Annotated in this window: 15 protein-coding genes; 8 read left to right on the top strand and 7 right to left on the bottom strand. The window is 43.5% G+C overall.

Going from position 1 to position 16,709, the window contains the following annotated elements; all coding sequences use genetic code 11:
- Positions 1-111 precede the first annotated feature (111 nt).
- A complete protein-coding gene (locus tag AB1K89_RS16870) occupies positions 112-1,719 on the top strand; it encodes a ribonuclease J (RefSeq protein WP_413055876.1) in 1,608 nt (535 codons plus the stop codon).
- A gap of 42 nt (positions 1,720-1,761) precedes the next feature.
- Here the strand turns inward: AB1K89_RS16870 and AB1K89_RS16875 are convergent, their stop codons facing one another.
- The 4 genes from AB1K89_RS16875 to AB1K89_RS16890 all read right to left on the bottom strand — a co-directional run bounded on the left by AB1K89_RS16875 (position 1,762) and on the right by AB1K89_RS16890 (position 6,530).
- Complete coding sequence (locus AB1K89_RS16875) at positions 1,762-4,287, bottom strand: ABC transporter permease subunit (RefSeq protein WP_413055877.1); 2,526 nt, start codon at positions 4,285-4,287, stop codon at positions 1,762-1,764.
- Between the two features lie 92 nt (positions 4,288-4,379).
- Complete coding sequence (locus tag AB1K89_RS16880; protein ID WP_413055862.1) at positions 4,380-4,712, bottom strand: hypothetical protein; 333 nt, start codon at positions 4,710-4,712, stop codon at positions 4,380-4,382.
- A gap of 193 nt (positions 4,713-4,905) precedes the next feature.
- The gene (locus tag AB1K89_RS16885) at positions 4,906-5,454 is read right to left on the bottom strand and encodes a GNAT family N-acetyltransferase (RefSeq protein WP_413055863.1); all 549 of its coding nucleotides are present in this window, start codon (positions 5,452-5,454) and stop codon (positions 4,906-4,908) included.
- A gap of 191 nt (positions 5,455-5,645) precedes the next feature.
- Positions 5,646-6,530: a LysR family transcriptional regulator gene (locus tag AB1K89_RS16890; RefSeq protein ID WP_413055864.1), complete on the bottom strand. Its 885-nt coding sequence runs from the start codon at positions 6,528-6,530 to the stop codon at positions 5,646-5,648.
- Between the two features lie 112 nt (positions 6,531-6,642).
- Between AB1K89_RS16890 and AB1K89_RS16895 the strand changes: the two genes are divergently transcribed.
- Positions 6,643-7,836, top strand: coding sequence for a coenzyme F420-0:L-glutamate ligase (locus AB1K89_RS16895; RefSeq protein WP_413055865.1), 1,194 nt, complete (start codon positions 6,643-6,645; stop codon positions 7,834-7,836).
- Between the two features lie 69 nt (positions 7,837-7,905).
- Here AB1K89_RS16895 and AB1K89_RS16900 read toward each other — a convergent pair whose 3' ends face one another.
- The gene (locus AB1K89_RS16900; protein WP_413055866.1) at positions 7,906-8,550 is read right to left on the bottom strand and encodes an HAD family hydrolase; all 645 of its coding nucleotides are present in this window, start codon (positions 8,548-8,550) and stop codon (positions 7,906-7,908) included.
- Positions 8,551-8,982: 432 nt separating this feature from the next.
- Here AB1K89_RS16900 and AB1K89_RS16905 point away from each other — a divergent pair, with 432 nt between their 5' ends.
- The 3 genes from AB1K89_RS16905 to AB1K89_RS16915 all read left to right on the top strand — a co-directional run bounded on the left by AB1K89_RS16905 (position 8,983) and on the right by AB1K89_RS16915 (position 12,072).
- Positions 8,983-9,531, top strand: a complete 549-nt coding sequence (locus tag AB1K89_RS16905) for a sigma-70 family RNA polymerase sigma factor (RefSeq protein WP_413055867.1) — start codon at positions 8,983-8,985, stop codon at positions 9,529-9,531.
- Positions 9,506-10,528, top strand: coding sequence for a DUF4179 domain-containing protein (locus tag AB1K89_RS16910; protein WP_413055868.1), 1,023 nt, complete (start codon positions 9,506-9,508; stop codon positions 10,526-10,528). Before AB1K89_RS16905 ends, AB1K89_RS16910 begins: the two co-directional genes overlap by 26 nt.
- A gap of 119 nt (positions 10,529-10,647) precedes the next feature.
- Entirely contained in the window at positions 10,648-12,072 is a 1,425-nt protein-coding gene (locus tag AB1K89_RS16915; RefSeq protein ID WP_413055869.1) for an S-layer homology domain-containing protein, read from the top strand.
- 111 nt (positions 12,073-12,183) lie between these two features.
- Here the strand turns inward: AB1K89_RS16915 and AB1K89_RS16920 are convergent, their stop codons facing one another.
- Positions 12,184-13,131: a Gfo/Idh/MocA family protein gene (locus AB1K89_RS16920; protein WP_413055870.1), complete on the bottom strand. Its 948-nt coding sequence runs from the start codon at positions 13,129-13,131 to the stop codon at positions 12,184-12,186.
- Positions 13,132-13,411: 280 nt separating this feature from the next.
- On the opposite strand from AB1K89_RS16920, the gene AB1K89_RS16925 reads away from it, so the two are divergent.
- Positions 13,412-14,008: a hypothetical protein gene (locus AB1K89_RS16925; protein ID WP_413055871.1), complete on the top strand. Its 597-nt coding sequence runs from the start codon at positions 13,412-13,414 to the stop codon at positions 14,006-14,008.
- A gap of 18 nt (positions 14,009-14,026) precedes the next feature.
- On the opposite strand, the gene AB1K89_RS16930 is transcribed toward AB1K89_RS16925, so the two are convergent.
- Positions 14,027-14,338, bottom strand: coding sequence for a DUF378 domain-containing protein (locus AB1K89_RS16930; RefSeq protein WP_413055872.1), 312 nt, complete (start codon positions 14,336-14,338; stop codon positions 14,027-14,029).
- 165 nt (positions 14,339-14,503) lie between these two features.
- On the opposite strand from AB1K89_RS16930, the gene AB1K89_RS16935 reads away from it, so the two are divergent.
- Positions 14,504-14,992 carry a DUF1648 domain-containing protein gene (locus AB1K89_RS16935; protein WP_413055873.1) on the top strand — a complete coding sequence of 163 codons (489 nt, stop codon included), beginning with the start codon at positions 14,504-14,506 and terminating at the stop codon, positions 14,990-14,992.
- Positions 14,993-15,207: 215 nt separating this feature from the next.
- A complete protein-coding gene (locus AB1K89_RS16940) occupies positions 15,208-16,608 on the top strand; it encodes a purine-cytosine permease family protein (protein ID WP_413055878.1) in 1,401 nt (466 codons plus the stop codon).
- The last annotated feature ends 101 nt before the right edge of the window (positions 16,609-16,709 follow it).

Here is a 16,709-nt window from a genome sequence, read left to right on the forward strand (position 1 = left end):
CGTAACGACTGACGAGACAGCCCTTTTTCATTACCAATTTGGGAGGACATCGATGTGGACACAAAATTAGCGGTTTTCGCTTTAGGCGGCATCAATGAAATCGGGAAAAATATGTACGTCATCCAATACGCGGACGATATCGTTGTAATCGATTGCGGCTCTAAATTTCCAGACGAGAATTTATTAGGCGTTGATTTGATCATCCAGGACATTTCCTACTTGAAGGAACACCGGGAAAATGTCCGGGCACTCATCGTCACCCACGGGCATGAGGATCATATTGGCGGCATTCCTTATTTCCTGAAACAGATGAATGTGCCTGTCTATGCGACAAGGCTGACACTCGGACTGATCGAATTACGATTAAAAGAGCATGGACTTCTCCGGGACACTAAGCTTGTGTTAATCGATGGCGATTCGACTGTCGATCTCGGCTCGATGTCCGCCACCTTCTTCAAAACGAATCACAGCATTCCGGATTGTCTAGGAATCGCCTTTGAAACGCCTGAAGGGACGGTCGTGCATACGGGCGATTTCAAGTTTGACCTGACGCCTGTGAATGATGAATACGCAGACCTTCATAAGATGGCCGAAATCGGGAAAAAGGGTGTCCTGCTTTTATTATCTGAAAGCACGAATGCAGAACGTCTAGGATTTTCGCAATCTGAGCGGGTTGTCGGCAAGCATATCGTGGACGCCTTCCGTGAAGCCGACCAAAAGATCTTCATTTCGACGTTCGCTTCAAATGTCCATCGTGTTCAGCAAATCATTGAAGCTGCACAAATGACGAATCGGAAGATCGCCTTGCTCGGTAGAAGCATGGTGAATGTCGTATCGGTCGCCGCAGACCTCGGCTATTTGAATGTACCTGAAGGAATGTTGATTGAGCCGCAGGATGTCGATCGGATGAAACCTGAACATGTCGTCATCATTTGTACAGGCAGTCAAGGTGAACCAATGGCGGCATTGTCGCGTCTCTCGAGCAATAATTACCGCCAAGTATCCGTCTTGCCGGGAGATACAGTCATTTTCGCCTCCAGTCCGATACCGGGGAATGAAAAAAGTGTGTCGCGCATTATCGACAACCTATACCGCCTAGGAGCTAACGTCATTTATGGAACAGGCGGCGCAACTGGTATGCATGTTTCCGGACATGCGTATCGCGAAGAGTTGAAGCTGATGCTTACGTTAATGAAACCGACCTATTTTATCCCAATCCACGGAGAATATCGCATGCTGCAGCTGCATCGCTCAATGGCGGAATCAGTCGGTGTGGAAAGTGAAAATATTTTCATCTTGAACAACGGCGATGTAGTGGATATCCAAAATGGGGTCGCTCGCCAAACGAGAAATGTAGAAGCCGGGAATGTCTTTGTGGACGGGCTTGGAATTGGGGATGTCGGAAGGGTCGTCTTACGCGACCGCAAGCTGCTTTCAGAAGAAGGGATGCTGATCATCGTCGTTTCGATGAGCAAATCGGATGGCCGAATCATTTCAGATCCGGACACAATTTCACGGGGGTTCGTCTACGAACGAGATGCGGAAGACCTTTACAAAGAAGTGAATGACTTGGTCATCTCAACAATCAAGGAAGCAAAACCATCCACGAGATATCGGCGAAACGACTTGAAACATGCCATCCGGAAGGCGGTTGAAAAGCTGCTTTATACCCGAACGAAAAGAAGGCCGATGATCCTTCCTATCATTATCGAAATATAAGATTGGAGCGGAGGACATCAGTCCTCCGCTTTTTTATATTTACTACCACCCCATTGTTGTTCGATCTCTTCTACTCGCAATCAACCATCCGATACCGATCAGAAAGGCAATGGACACCAAAAGCACAAGACTCCCGGTCATCCCGGTAATTTGATAATTTTCCGCCAGCACCGCAATCTCCCCGTTCGTAATGCGAGCTACGTCAAAATACGTGAAAGGCGATAGATGAAGCAAATTACCAAGCAACTTATGGCTGCCTACATAACCAACTACTCCGATTACAACCACGGCACCGATGACGCCCGCCTTACTTCGAATGAATTGGGAGAGGAAGATGGATAACACGATGGAAAACCATAAGACAAGCAACAAGAGTCCCATCGTTTCTAGAAGATAATTTCCAAGTGGTATAAAGTGGAACCCATCAATGACAGACGAGTCTTCCTTAAATATGGAAAGGGAGTCGTCTCTCCACTTCCGGTCGTAGTGTAAGACAGGGTAAGCCCAGTCGCCGAACCGATTTACCAACGTGCCGATGAGTGCTAGTAACCCGAACAAAGCGACACAACCAACGATTCCTATAATCGAATTCGTGAACACCTTCCCTAGAAAAAGGTCTCGTTTCCTAACAGGCTGTGTTAGAAGTAATTGTAACGTTGGCCTTTTCCCTCTCTCACTCGCAAAGCCCATCCCTACTAGAAAGAGAAGGACAATACCGGGAATGATATAAAACTTGTCTGTAAAGTTTAGGTAAAGTGAAAACAGTCCACTGTTTTCCACTTTCTTATGTTTGTCATGAATATATTTTTCGAATTCCTTGTCTCCATAATTATCAAAGATCGTCGGTGTAAATTCTGCGGACAAAACGGGACGAAGATTGCGCTCCAACAGCCATTTCTTTTCCGCTATGCTGACTGCATATGTAAAAGGGCTGAAATAATCGGAGACAATCCCTCGATCACGCCACTTTTCATTGAGGGCAAGCTGGTATTTATAGAACGGGACCCATTCCTTTTGTTGATAATCGGCCATTGCTTCTACATGAGTTGCTACTTCATTCCGGATATCTTCTAAGCGCCCCTCCAAGAACTCCAGCGACTTCGGATCATTATAATAGCCGATCAAAGTTTCATCCCCTTTTTCCTCGGCCTTTTTCTTATCATCTTCAAAAGATTCTACCTGATACTGTAAATAACTTCCAGTAAATAACTCCAAATCATCTATCACTTCTTGTTTGTCCTGCAAATACTCTTTTTCCTTCAGCCCTGTCTGATGTGTAATAAAAATATAGTCCACGGTTAATAGAAGTACCAACACAGTCGCTACGGAAGTGAATAGCGGATTACGTCTCATCTTCCGCCACTCAAACAAACTCACTCGCAACACAGAAGGTAGCCTCATTTTAATATTTCCGTAAGCGAAGGGGCTTTTATTTTCGGAGGTTTGCAACAAAGTAAATACTCTTTCAGGCATAAAGATCGCTCCGACCAACAACAGAAGGCTCCAGCCTACAACAAAAAGAAGCGTCCACCAATCGGAAGGCTCCGGGATTTTCTCTAGGAACTGAGAAAAAAGAAGCAGACGGAGCGGGTTCCACGCTCCATTAAGGATATTGTAATTGAAAGTGGCAAATGACCCGATAAGCAAAACAAAACCCGTTAACATGTAAAGGGTGAATGAATTTCTCACGAATACTCCCATGAAAAAGGTAAGGCTCAGGGCGAATATGCTTGCGAGAACGAATAATAAGATTGTCCTAGTAATGTACTGCCCTGTTGATAGAATTGAAACAGTATTATCTAGTGTTACTACCGTCGGATATTCAAATAGAACGGGAAGGCCACTATGGATAATCGAGATGATAAGACTTGCTGAAATACCAATGACGATGAACAAGATGGTCATTAAACATACACTTATATACTTTCCTGCAATCAAACGAAATTTCGCAATCGGTTGCGTCCTGACGGTCAGCCAAGTTTGATGTTCCTTTTCAGTCACAACAATATTTCCGAAAAGAAGGATGACAAGGCCTATTCCAACAACGCCAAATAATACTGTCGCGCTCTCCTTTAAAAACAAAGCCGGAGTGACCGGGAAGTCTTCATCCTCGTAAGCGAGATTTCGGGTAAGCATCCATTCATTCCTCTGCATCGTAATCTCTCGTTCAGTATCACGTAAAGATACGAAACTGTTCTCATAGCTTTCAAACAGATGCATATGCATTAGAAAGTCCTGTTCAATTGATGGAATAGCCTCCCATTTTTCATTATAGATCGCACTCTCCCAATGAAAAAGGGCTGTCGCCATCAAGTTCACATGCTCAAACTGCTTCTCTTGCTTCTCATCGAAACCAACTGTCCTGTTTATATTGTTCAGGATTTGATACAAGTTATCCGCTTCTTCAATATAAGGTTCGATTTTCTCAAGCGCTCGTTCCTGAAATTTGGATGGTTCATTAACGTTTTGGATGTACAGGCCTGCGGTCATGAGTAGGGTTATGACGAATAGTGCGAACAGTTTCTTTTGACGTAGGAACTTTTTGATTTCAAAACGGATGATACTCAGTTAGCGCATCTCCTTTTTCTGAGTAGTAATACATTAGATATATAAAACTTGCCTTTTATCCATAGAAAGCAAGTTTTAACGTAATTTATTCATCATTCCGCGTCTTCATCCGGTGCACTGAACGGAGTTGGAATCGGTGTTCCATCATTTATATACACAGTGCCTGCATATACCCCATAGTAGTCACCTTTTGTTCCCCCGACGTATTGTCGGCTTAACCAACCATGGTATCCTCCTGCAGAGTAATAATAGTAAGCAGGTGGAATATTTGATCCAGTTGACACTACATGTTCAGGAATCCACTTAGTACTTTGTTGGATTTCAACGCCATTCTCTTGATTTGCGCTTGCGATATTTGAAGTAAAAGTCAGTGAAATCAAGATTGCAGCCATTATTGAAAGTATAGATGACCCAAACTTCTTCATTGTCTCACCTCTCGCATATTATCAATTTGACTATTCGCACAACATTCTGTAATTATTGAATAGTCTAAAACAAACATACAATTAATAGAATGGAATGTCAACTATTTACAAACCCAATATTTTACACATGATCTATTGTACAAAAAATCACCTTTATTCAAACTTTGTATATTTGGGTTGAAAAGTTATCATTTCAATTCCAACTATTACAAACCGATCTTACCAATCCATACACATAATGATCAACAAATTTATCATATAGCCACTCCGCTTGTTCCAAACGACCTTCCTGTTTGAAGCCGAGTCGTTGTGGAATTGCCGCGCTTTTTACATTTCCAGTTGCTGTACGGATCTCAATCCTGTTCAGTTCTAATTCATTGAAACAATAATCGACAACCACCTTGCAAGCCTTTGTCATCAAGCCCTTGCCTTCGAAGCCAGTACCTAGCCAATAGCCGATTGATGTCGATTTATTTGACCAATTAATACCATGCAAGCCGATTACACCGGCAAGTTCCCCTTTATACCAAATGCCTACCTGGAAACCGTCATTCCGGCTGAATTGCTGCAACGTCCCACCGATGAAATTCCTCGAATCGGCGACCGTCTTTGTGAAATCGAGCCACGGCAGCCATTCTCGAAGGCTTTCCCTTGATTGGTCGGTCAACTGAAATAGTTGCTCGGCATGTCTTAGCTCCAATAAACGCAACTCGATATTTTCGTCAATTTTATAAGCAAACATTCTACTGACTCCCCCTTTGATCCACCCGTGCCAGAAACGCATAAATTTATACAAACACGCATAAATCCAATTATATACGCATAATCCTGTCGAAAAACGCATAAATGGAAATAAATACTCATAAATCTCGCAAAACGCGCAAAAACGGAAATAATTGCGCATAAGTCAGCGGCGAGTTCAATACTTCCATATCACTCCCCTACCAACAGCTCCCAAAACCTCGTCGAAGCCGGTGAAAGAGGTACACTTTTCAATGAACAAACCCCTATGCTTCTATGTGGAATCTGCTCGGTCAGCTGGACTTCATGAAGTGCACCGCTTTCCAAATAGTCCTTCGTGAATTCCCTTGTCACACAGGCAATCCCCATGTTCATCCTCGCAAATTCAACGACGAGATCATGTGAGCCCAATTCGAATTCGGGGGCGATTTTCACTCCTTTTGATAAGAAGTGGTCCTCGACGTATTTCCTCGAGTTCGAACTCGGCTCAAGGAAGATGAGAGGCAGCTTAGCAAGCTCCCGAAAGCCGACCGGTCTTGCGAGCAGTTTCCGATATTTATCGCCATAAATGAACGTATCTTGAATATCCATGCACGGCGTCACATTCAATGAAGGATCTGTGACAGGCAAATTGCAGACGACAATATCGACTTCACCCGATTTCAGGAATGAAATGAGCTCGTCCGTCGTACCATTCTCGATTTTTAATTTGATGTTCGGGTATCGAGCACGGAAGGCCTCCAATTGGGGGAGGAGAAAATACTTAGAAATCGTATCTCCAACTCCGATCCTTAATTCGCCGGTCGTCAGGTTTTTGAACTCGGCAATCTTTTCTTCCCCGATTTCGATTAAATTGATGGCGGAATTAGCATACTCCAAAAGAAGGCTTCCTTCATTCGTCAGCGTGACCCCTTTAGGCGTCCGGTTGAAAAGACGCGTATCGAGCTCCTGCTCCAATTGCATGATGGATTGACTGACCGCGGGTTGGGTCATGAAAAGTTCTTTTGCTGCCCCAGAAAAGCTTTTATTTTTACCAACGATACAAAAAACACGGTATAAATCTAATTTGCTAACCATATAACCACCCCTTATACCCATCATTAGAAGTATTAATTTTACTTATATCACTGATCGGTAGTATAGTACAAGTAGATCGTCAGTTAAGTTATACCGATAAGGAGCGATAACATTGGAAAGAGTAGTAGGAACGGTTGTCAGAGGTCTTCGTTGCCCGATTATCAATAAAGGGGACAATATCGAAGAAATCGTCGTCGATAGCGTATTGAAAGCCTCAGAAGTCGAAGGGTTCACCATCAATGACAGAGATATTGTCACGATCACGGAATCCATCGTAGCTCGCGCCCAAGACAATTACGCGACAGTCGACCATATTGCGAAAGACGTTAAAGCGAAATTCGGCGACAGCACGATCGGCGTCATTTTCCCGATTCTAAGCCGCAACCGATTTGCCATCTGTCTCCGTGGAATTGCGAAAGGTGCTGCGAAGAAAATCGTTTTGATGCTCAGCTATCCATCCGATGAAGTCGGCAATCACCTTGTAGATATTGACATGCTAGATGAAAAAGGCGTCAATCCATGGACGGACGTGTTGACTGAAGAACAATTCCGTGGCCATTTCGGCTACAATAAACATACATTTACTGGTATCGATTATATCGAATATTATAAATCAATCGTTGAAGAATATGGCGTTGAATGCGAAGTCATCTTCTCGAACAATGCAAAGACGATTCTTGATTACACGAAAGACGTTCTCACTTGTGATATCCATTCCCGTGAAAGAACGAAACGAATTTTGAAAGCGAACGGCGGCGAGAAGATTTACAGCCTTGATAACATCCTTGCCGAATCCGTCGATGGCAGCGGTTTTAATGAAGCGTACGGACTGCTCGGCTCCAACAAGGCGACGGAAGACAGCGTGAAGCTGTTCCCTCGCAATTGCCAGCCAGTCGTCGATACGATTCAAGCTTCGCTGAAGGAAAAGACCGGAAAAACGGTTGAAGTCATGGTATATGGCGACGGAGCGTTTAAAGACCCAGTAGGCAAAATCTGGGAGCTTGCAGATCCAGTCGTATCCCCTGCCTACACAGCAGGCCTCGACGGCACACCGAATGAAATCAAATTGAAATACCTTGCAGACAACAACTTCGCTGATCTACGAGGCGAAGAACTGAAAAAGGCGATCAATGAATTCATCGAAAACAAAGAGGATGACCTCGTCGGCTCGATGGAGTCCCAAGGGACAACGCCGCGGAAACTTACTGACTTGATCGGCTCCTTGTCCGATTTGACGTCAGGCAGCGGCGATAAAGGTACTCCGATTGTGTTCATTCAAGGATATTTTGATAACTATACGAAATAAGATGCGGCCCTTAATCATTTTGATTAAGGGCTGATTTTTTATGAACTCTAATTGCCCGCTTCCCTTTCACTATGATAGGCTTACCGACAATGAATTAATAAACTCATGCACTTCCTTGTAAAGTGCATGAGGCCCTACTGAAAACTCCATCGTTTGGATATCGGGGAGCCAATGGACGCCCACAGTATATATACCAGCTCCCATACCTGCTTGAATGTCCGCATCACTATCGCCCACATACATCGCCTCATGAGGCTCCACATGTAACTGTGATAACGCCTTCAATAGCCCTTCTGGATGAGGCTTTGGCTGAACTACATCATCTCCGGTTATGATTACGTCAAAGTAGTTGTGCATTTGGAGGGCTTTCATCGAGATATCCAAACTTCTCTTAGCCTTCCCGGTTACAATCGCTAATTTTAGGCCCTTCCGTTTCAATTCAATCAATAAATCATGAATCTCCTGATTTGCTGCAACTAGGTCATTATGCTTTTCCAAATATTTTTCGTAATACAACTCAATTGCCTGCTCCTTATTTGCATGCAGAAGATTTCCATTTATAATTCCAACTTCACAAGGGCCGAACATGGCTCTGATTTCCCCCGATGACAGGTCTTTGTTGTCAAACTCCTTAAAAACACTTTGAAAAGCATAATCACAAATCGGTAATGTATTCGCCAATGTTCCATCAAAATCAAAAATAATTGCTTTCATATGTAAACACCCCTTTCCTATTCTTCCCTATTAAACGAGTTCGACATTGCGTGTGAATAACCCTTTTATTGTTTAGCCAGTCACTTTGAGCAAGGTAGTCCTCCTACTATCATCCGGTCTTTTACAGCCGAAAAATCTGTACGGAACTGCTTATCATAATTATGATAAGATGTGAAATTAGGGTATAAATATAAAGACTATTTCCCGTCAAATACCACGCAATCTTTTGCACCGTAGAGGAGCAGACAGTAGAAATTCATAGAGTCGAAGAGGAATCTAATATATCGTGTTTCCACTATCCTTCTGCGAACTCCTTAGTGGGTCTTTTTTGTTATTTTGATCTTTTTTCACTTACTCCATAAATCATTCCTCGCAAAAACTTGAAACGTTTCATCCATCCCATTCACCTAATCTATAGAAGGTGGTGATTCCATGCCGAAAAAGGAAAGACTTGTAAAGCAAGCAATTAAAGGTAATCAGAACGCATTGCAACTGCTTCTGAAAGAAGAGAAAGACAAACTCTATAAAATAGCATTCATTTACATGAAAAATGAACATGATGCAGTGGAAGTATTTCAGCAAACCGTATTGGAAGTCATAGAATCCATACATCAACTGAGGAATCCATCATATTTCAGCACATGGGCGATACGGATTTGCATCAATGCCGCCTTGAAGGAGATTCGCAAAAATAAAAAGGTCGTTACACTAGAGGACTATTCATATCCCGACGTTATTGAAGAGGTCAGCAGTTCGATTGAAGAGAAGCTGGATTTGACCAATGTCCTCTATGAATTGGATGAGAAGTACAAATCTGTTATCGTTTTACGCTTTTATCATGATTTCACGATCAAGCAGATTGCTGATGTACTTGAATGTCCTGAGGGAACTGTCAAAACGAACTTACATAGGGGTCTCGCCCTGTTGAAAACAAAAATGAAGGGAGTTTATATGGATGAAAGACGAAACGAAAATTATTGAAGACACGATGGAAGCCATACCTGTACCAAGTGAGAAGCTGGATTCAATCATTGAGAATTCATTCAAAGGGGATGCACCGCCCCGTAAGAGGACTGGCAAAAGGCGAGCCGGATATGTACTTGCCGCCACTCTGGCAATTAGCATTTTAGGCGGGACGTTAATGTTGAATCCAGCGATGGCGAATATGATAAGCCAACTGCCGGTCATCGGGAATGTATTCGACTATTTCGGTTCAACGAGTAAACCGGCCTATAAAGAGTTTGGACAGCTTGCGACCGACGTCGGCCGGACTGCGGAAGATAAAGGCGTTTTAATCAATATCGACCAAGGAGTGTTCGATGGGACGACCATCACTTTGGCAGTGACGATACAAACAAATAAAAATTATGGCTCAACCATATTTTTTGACGGCTGGCCTTCCGTTGAGGGCGAGTCCGCTGGAAATGCCGGCGCCTCCTTTGAGAAAGTGAAAGGATTGGGCTACGTAGGCATTATGACGATCACTCCCTGGTTTTCAGACACTCCCGACAAGGTGGATGTCATCTGGGAGCCGAAAAAGTTGCTTGGCGATAAAAAAGAGGTGAAAGGCGACTGGAAGTTGAACTTCTCCCTGCCTTTAATCGAACCCGAAGTGGTGACTTTGAATAAGCAAGTTGAAAAAGATGGAGTTGCTATCCTATTCAAGGAAGTGAGAAAGACACCGTTAACCTTCAATATTTATTATCAGCAATTGGTCGACCCTGCATTGCTGGATGATTGGACGGCCGTTGAAGCAGAGCTGAAAGCGACGGATGACCTAGGGAATGAATACGAAGTTCCTTATAACGGCGGGTTTACTGAGGGGGGCGCAAGGACTCGGGAGGATCTGCAATGGAGTGCGACCATCCATAACATTGATCCGCTGGCGACAAAACTCATTTTCCATCCATTTGCGACAGTGAGCACAATTGACGGGGCAAAAATAATTTACTTCGAAGATATTGAAATTGATTTGTAAAAAGCATAGGCTGTCGCCCCTCCATATGGGCGACAGTCTTTTCACCGTTAACTTGGTAATTTTCTACCATTCTATGTTATTATATTTGCAATTCTATAACTATTCTAAGGAGGCATCTCATGTTCATTCGAAAATTGAAATTGTCCATAGGCGCGTTTGCCATCGCGGGAAGTTTGCTAGTTTCCCAGCAGGTCAATGCGGCGAGTATGCGAAGCTTTACGGATGTACCGACGACAAAGCCTTATGCGAATGCCGTTTATGAGCTTGCGGAGCGGAATATTATTAGCGGGTATGAAGACGGGACGTTCAAGCCAGCTGCTTCCATCACACGTGGACAAGCTGCTGCCATTATTGCAAAGTTGCGGAACCTTGATACGAAGAATGTGAAGGACCCTGGATTCAAGGATGTGCAGCAGTCCCAATGGAGTTATGGCGCCATTGCCGCACTCGCCAATGCAGGTGTCATCAATGGATACGGAGATGGCCGGTTTGGACCGAATGACTCCATAACGCGGGCACAGATGGCTTCTATTCTCGTAAAAGCTTTTGAACTTCCGCACTACACTTACACCAGCAGTGAAAATCCATTTACGGATACGCTACGGCTTGGCAGTCACCAAACGAACATCAACATTCTATACAAAATGGGTATCACATCGGGGACTTCTTCGAGTACATTCAGCCCGAATGCCCCGATTTCAAGAGCGCAGGCTGCTGTGCTCATTAGCAAGACTGAGAAAGTAAAAGCGACGATTATTACTATTAAAGCAGCTGACTTCGGTTGGGACACCTTTACCTTTACTCCATATGAAGAACCGGACGACATCATTCATGCTGTTCGAAGTACCCAATTTACTTGGAAGCAAATTCAACTCGTCCCAATGCGGGAAGGAACTGCTACACTCTCTCTGATCGAGAGGCCGAGGGACCAGGGTTCATCTAACAACTATCGCAAGTATTATGTCCATGTAACGAAAGAGGACGAACAGTTGAAACTAACATTAGAACAATCGGAGGACATTCTTCCGGCTGAAGTATCACTTCTTACAGGGCAGATAAAGAAAATTTCACTCGCCACAATGGAAGGGGTAATACTCGAGGAAGAAGTGAAGCTCAATCCTTGTAACTACACCGTTACGCAACCCGTTTCCTCCTGCTTCTCCATTGATGAGCCAGGTGAATACATTGCTACTGTACATTTTGAAAACGGAAAAGTTGTTCGCTATGGCATTTCGGCTTCGGTTAATAAAACTTCTTTCTATCTAGACGTTCAAACGATTGAAGAACAACCGGAATTGACAATCGACCTCGGTGGATCGGCAGCTGAACTCGGCAAACACGTCCTTACCGAAGGCAGCGAAAAGATTGCCATTGTGACACGAGCGAAGGACTCCAACAAGTTCCATATTAAAGGGGTTTCGGAAGGCAAGGTCAACTATAAATTCCCTGATAGCAAAGGCGCGATTGAGGAATTAACCATACTTGTCCGCAAAATAGGTTCCATTATTTATGTAATCGCTATCCCTTCGGATAAATACCAGTAATAGGGACCCCTTAACCGATGCAAACCGGTTAAGGGGTATTCCGGTTTATCAAATTCCTTAGTGAAGGGTTTGAAATAGAGAAGTGACAAAATGGTAGAGGGAGCAATTCCTCTACCTTTCTTTTCTTAATTCCTCCAACACCTTCTGGGCTTGATAGCCAACTTCAAAATCATAAAGCTCAACTTCTTCTCCATCTACTGCTTTTAGCAGTTCATCAATAAGCCTCGGTGGAGCCACCTCTTCAAGGGAAATCGGTTTCAGATCGTCGCCTGTTTTCCCTCCTCTTAAACCGCCCCAGTTTTCTAGCGTCAGGACGCCTTCCGATCCGTATGCGGTAAATCCGATATGCTCTTTGCCAGCAAGCCCGCTTATTCCTTCAATTAATACAGGCGTGCCATCTGCCAGCTCTGCCGTGGCGACAATGCCGGTCTCGCATAGCACCGAATCATCAGGAAATTCCAACCGGGTTTGGATATTATGGATATCGCCAAATAGCTTCAGCGTCTGTTGGATGAAATGGACACCGACTTCGAGGACAAAGCCGCCCTGCTCTCGCCCGCTGACCCACTCATTTCTCTGCCAAGAACGCGGCCATTCCGGGAAGTGCATCGCCAGTTGCAGACGTCTCAATTTTCCTATGTAGTTTTCGTCGATTAACTTGGCGAACTTCGTTGCTGCCTGGCCATAATTCAGCGGGAAGTTCATGGCGTGAACAATTCCTGCTTCCTTCGCGGCGTCCGCCATTTCTTTCGCCTCTTCCAATGAATTTGCTAAAGGCTTCTCGCATAAGACATGCTTATTTGCCCGAATGGCATCCATGACAATCGAATGATGGAATTTCGGCGGCACCGCCACGTAAACGAGATCCACTTCGTCGTTAGCTAGCAACTGCTTATAGTCTGTGTAGGCTTTTAAGCCGCCAAGTTTTTCAGCTGTTTCCTTTGCAAGTGTTTCCAGCTGATCACAAACAGCAACGATGGCGGCTCCTTCGTGCTCCGTGAACTGTTTGATCAACCGTTGACCAATGGCTCCCAAGCCGATAATTCCGATATGTATCATGAAAATTCCCCCTTTTCCCTATCGTACATTAGGTGATGCATGCTGTCATTTGTTCATTGCTTGAATGAAGAATGGACCTTGGCGCAAAAAGCCCTCTTCCAATAACCATTTCCTCCTCAATCCTATTAAAAAAATCACTCTCACACTCTCTCCTGTTACCAACTTTATGAAGTTTCGCCAAGACATACATAGATTCCTTCTACTTTTCATAGATTCAACTCCCCATCCTTCGGGTACGTTGAGTAGAGGAGCAAATTTAATGTTATAAGAAAGGACTACTATGTTTGGACTTGCTGATTTAGTTTCGCTGATTATCTCCGCCTTTATCATTTTGCCAGTTGTCTCATTCCTGAGGGAATCCGGCTACCTCATCATAAGTGCCTTGTTCGGGGTCAAAAATCCAAGGCTGACGATTGGATCAGGTCCGAGATTTAAAAAAATCGGCATTTTTGACATCCGAAAATATTATCATATGTATAGTTGGTTTTCTTTTGATTCATTAAAAAAAGAAAACAGGTTTGCATATATATGCATTTATGCAGGCCCAATCCTCATAAATCTTGTTTTTGCACTTACGATAAATGTTTTACTGGCAAACGGTTTTTTGGAAAATTACAGGACTTTCTGGGAACGCTTTATTTTTTATGTGTTTTACTTTGTACTTCTGGATTCCGTCCCGATGTTCACCGTGAACGGAAAACCAAACAACGGGATGGTCTTATACGAAATGTTGCGCTATGGAAAACGAACCGATTATAATGATGAACCTTTCATTCCCGCCACGACAGACGTTGAAGAAGAAGTTCAGGAGCAAATGGAAAAAATCGAAGAAATTATAGAGGATGAAAAAAAGAGTGACAGTCACCCACGTTCGTAGGTTGACTGTCACTTCATTTCATTGTTCGTCTTTGTCAGATAGTTTTCGTTCCTTCGAGAAATCCGGTTCCTCTCCGAACTCAGTATTTAATGCTGGGTTGGAATTACGTCGCCGGTTTGTTACCACTTCCCTGTCCTCATCCGGTTTGAATAAAAGTCCTAAGCAAATCAAACCGCTAATTGCTACAAGTGCATAAACCACCCTTGCCAAAAATGCGTCCTGCCCACCAAATATTGATGCGACCAAGTCAAATTGGAAAAAAGCGATTAGTCCCCAATTCAATGCTCCAATAATAACTAAGGCCAATGCAATACGTCGAAGCGCTCCCATTTCATATTCCTCCTCATATAAACAATTATGATTATCTTTTGCTAAATGAGGTTTTTCATACATGGGAATTGACTCCAAAAATAACCAATCATCCTTATGCTCTATTTCATCGTTGAAACTTTTAGTCGGAATAACCGTAGATGCAAGTATAAAGGAGTGTGAAAAATGAACAATAAGCCTATATTGGACATCCCGAAAACATTGTTTGAAAAATCGCTGGATATCGTAACGGCAATCGTTTATTTAGCTGGCATCATCTACACATTCGTCATTTGGAGCCAACTTCCCGACCAAGTGCCTGCCCATTACAACGCGCTTGGTGAAGTGAATCGTTGGGGATCGAAATGGGAGCTCATCCTATTGCCGGTCATCGCCGCCTTTTTAGCTGTTTTTATGACGTTTTTGGAGAGGCATCCGGAATTGCATAATTACAGGAGATTGAATGACAGCAATATCGAGTTCCAATATAAGAATTCGCGGTTGCTCATGAATGTCCTGAAAAATGAATGTGTCCTGCTCTTTGTTTTTCTCACGTATAAAACTGAGCAAGTGGCTTTAGGAAGAATTGACTCCCTCAGTGTCGCCTTCTTGCCTGTTTTTCTCGTCTTCATTTTTGGGTCGATGGCTTTCTTCATCATCCGTTCATTTAGATAATTGTTTTGTTTTTATAGTTTTTTAGCAAAGCCCATGTCATTTTCCAATTGATTTTTTCACATTAACAAAGACTTTTACCCATCGAAACACTTGGTTTTTCTATTACTTTTTGATAAAATGGAGGGGTGCGCATTAATAAAAGAAGTTTGACTATAATTTGCCTTGAGGCAGAAGGAGTAGGTGCTTTACAACTAAGGAGCTGAAATGTATTGTCAATAGAACAAACTAATTTGCAAGATGAAACGAAGGAAGAGGTTGTCCGGGATTATTCCTTGGACCGTGTCCCTCGTGAGGAACGAAAGTCTGGCTGGCTTAGCATTACGAACATTACGTTTGGTATCGCTACAGCGATTTTTTACTTTCAGATGGGAAGTGTGATGGCTCTGCAATTCGGGGCTCCCAATGCTCTTCTATCCGCTGGCTACGCGATTATCGTGGCAGGAATACTCGGTACAGTCATTGTGTATTTATCGGCGAAAACCGGCATGAATGTGAACCTCCTGTCTAGGGGTGGCGGCTTCGGCTATATTGGAGCATCGTTGACATCACTCATTTACGCATCGAATTTTATTATGTATTGTGCTTTTGAAGGTCTGATTCTCATATCGGCTGTACATCATTTCCTACCTTCCTTTCCGAAATGGATCTTAATCCTCGTATTTGGACTCATTGTTATTCCTCTTAACTGGTTTGGAATTCAACAACTGGACAAGCTGCAAAAATGGTCATTGCCTATTTTCATCCTCTTTTTGATCACTGCAATTGTCGTTTCTTTTATCAAACCTGCTATTTACACAGGTCCTGTTTTCTCTTACATGCCAGAAGGAGTCCAGCTCGGCGGAACTGCGCTGCTGTTCTGTATCGGTATGCATAATGGGATTATGGGCTTAACCGCTCTTCTCGCTTCTGATTATGCCCGCTTTTTACGCCCTAAAGATATTAAAGTCGGATCTTTAGCAATCGGGTTCATTCCTCAAATCTTTTGTTATGGCGTTATGGGAGGATTAGGCATCTGGTTCGGCGTCCGTTATTTAGAGTCAGATCCAGGCGTTTATATTGTACTGCTGCTAGGAATCGGCGGTGCGTTATTTACCATGTTGACGCAATTACGTATTAATGTCACAAATATTTATAGTAGTTCACTCTCCTTGTCAAACTTCTTTGAAAATATCTTCCGTTTCACCCCCGGCCGGCGATTTTGGGTCGTTGTCTCCGCATTGACGGCGATTGCTTTAATGCTCGGCGGTATTGTAGACCACCTCGCTACGGTCATGACATTCCAAGGCGTCTTCCTATTTGCATGGGCGTCCATCTTGGTGACGGATGCGCTAGTCGTAAAAAAATGGTTGAAAATTGGACCGAACTATTATGTTGCGACACAAGAATATTTATATAAGTGGAATCCTGTCGGCGTTGTTTCCCTTCTTATTTCCAGTATACTCGGCACAGTTGCCGCACTTGGTTATATGGGATTGTTCCTCCAATCGACAGCTGCGTTTTTCGCCGCAGTGCTCGCCGCTATTTTGACGGTCATCATTGCCATCATAACGAAAGGCCAGTATTATTTGGTAAGCGAACCACCTCACATTGTTGAAGAGGACAAACTGAAACGATGAACGATAGAAGCCATGCCCGCTTGAGTGGCACTGACATAAGAAATTGAGACAAATAAAAACACCTTACGTTGAAAAACGGGTATTGACCCTTAATACAACAA

The organism is Sporosarcina pasadenensis (genome assembly GCF_047228845.1).
Lineage (GTDB): Bacteria > Bacillota > Bacilli > Bacillales_A > Planococcaceae > Sporosarcina.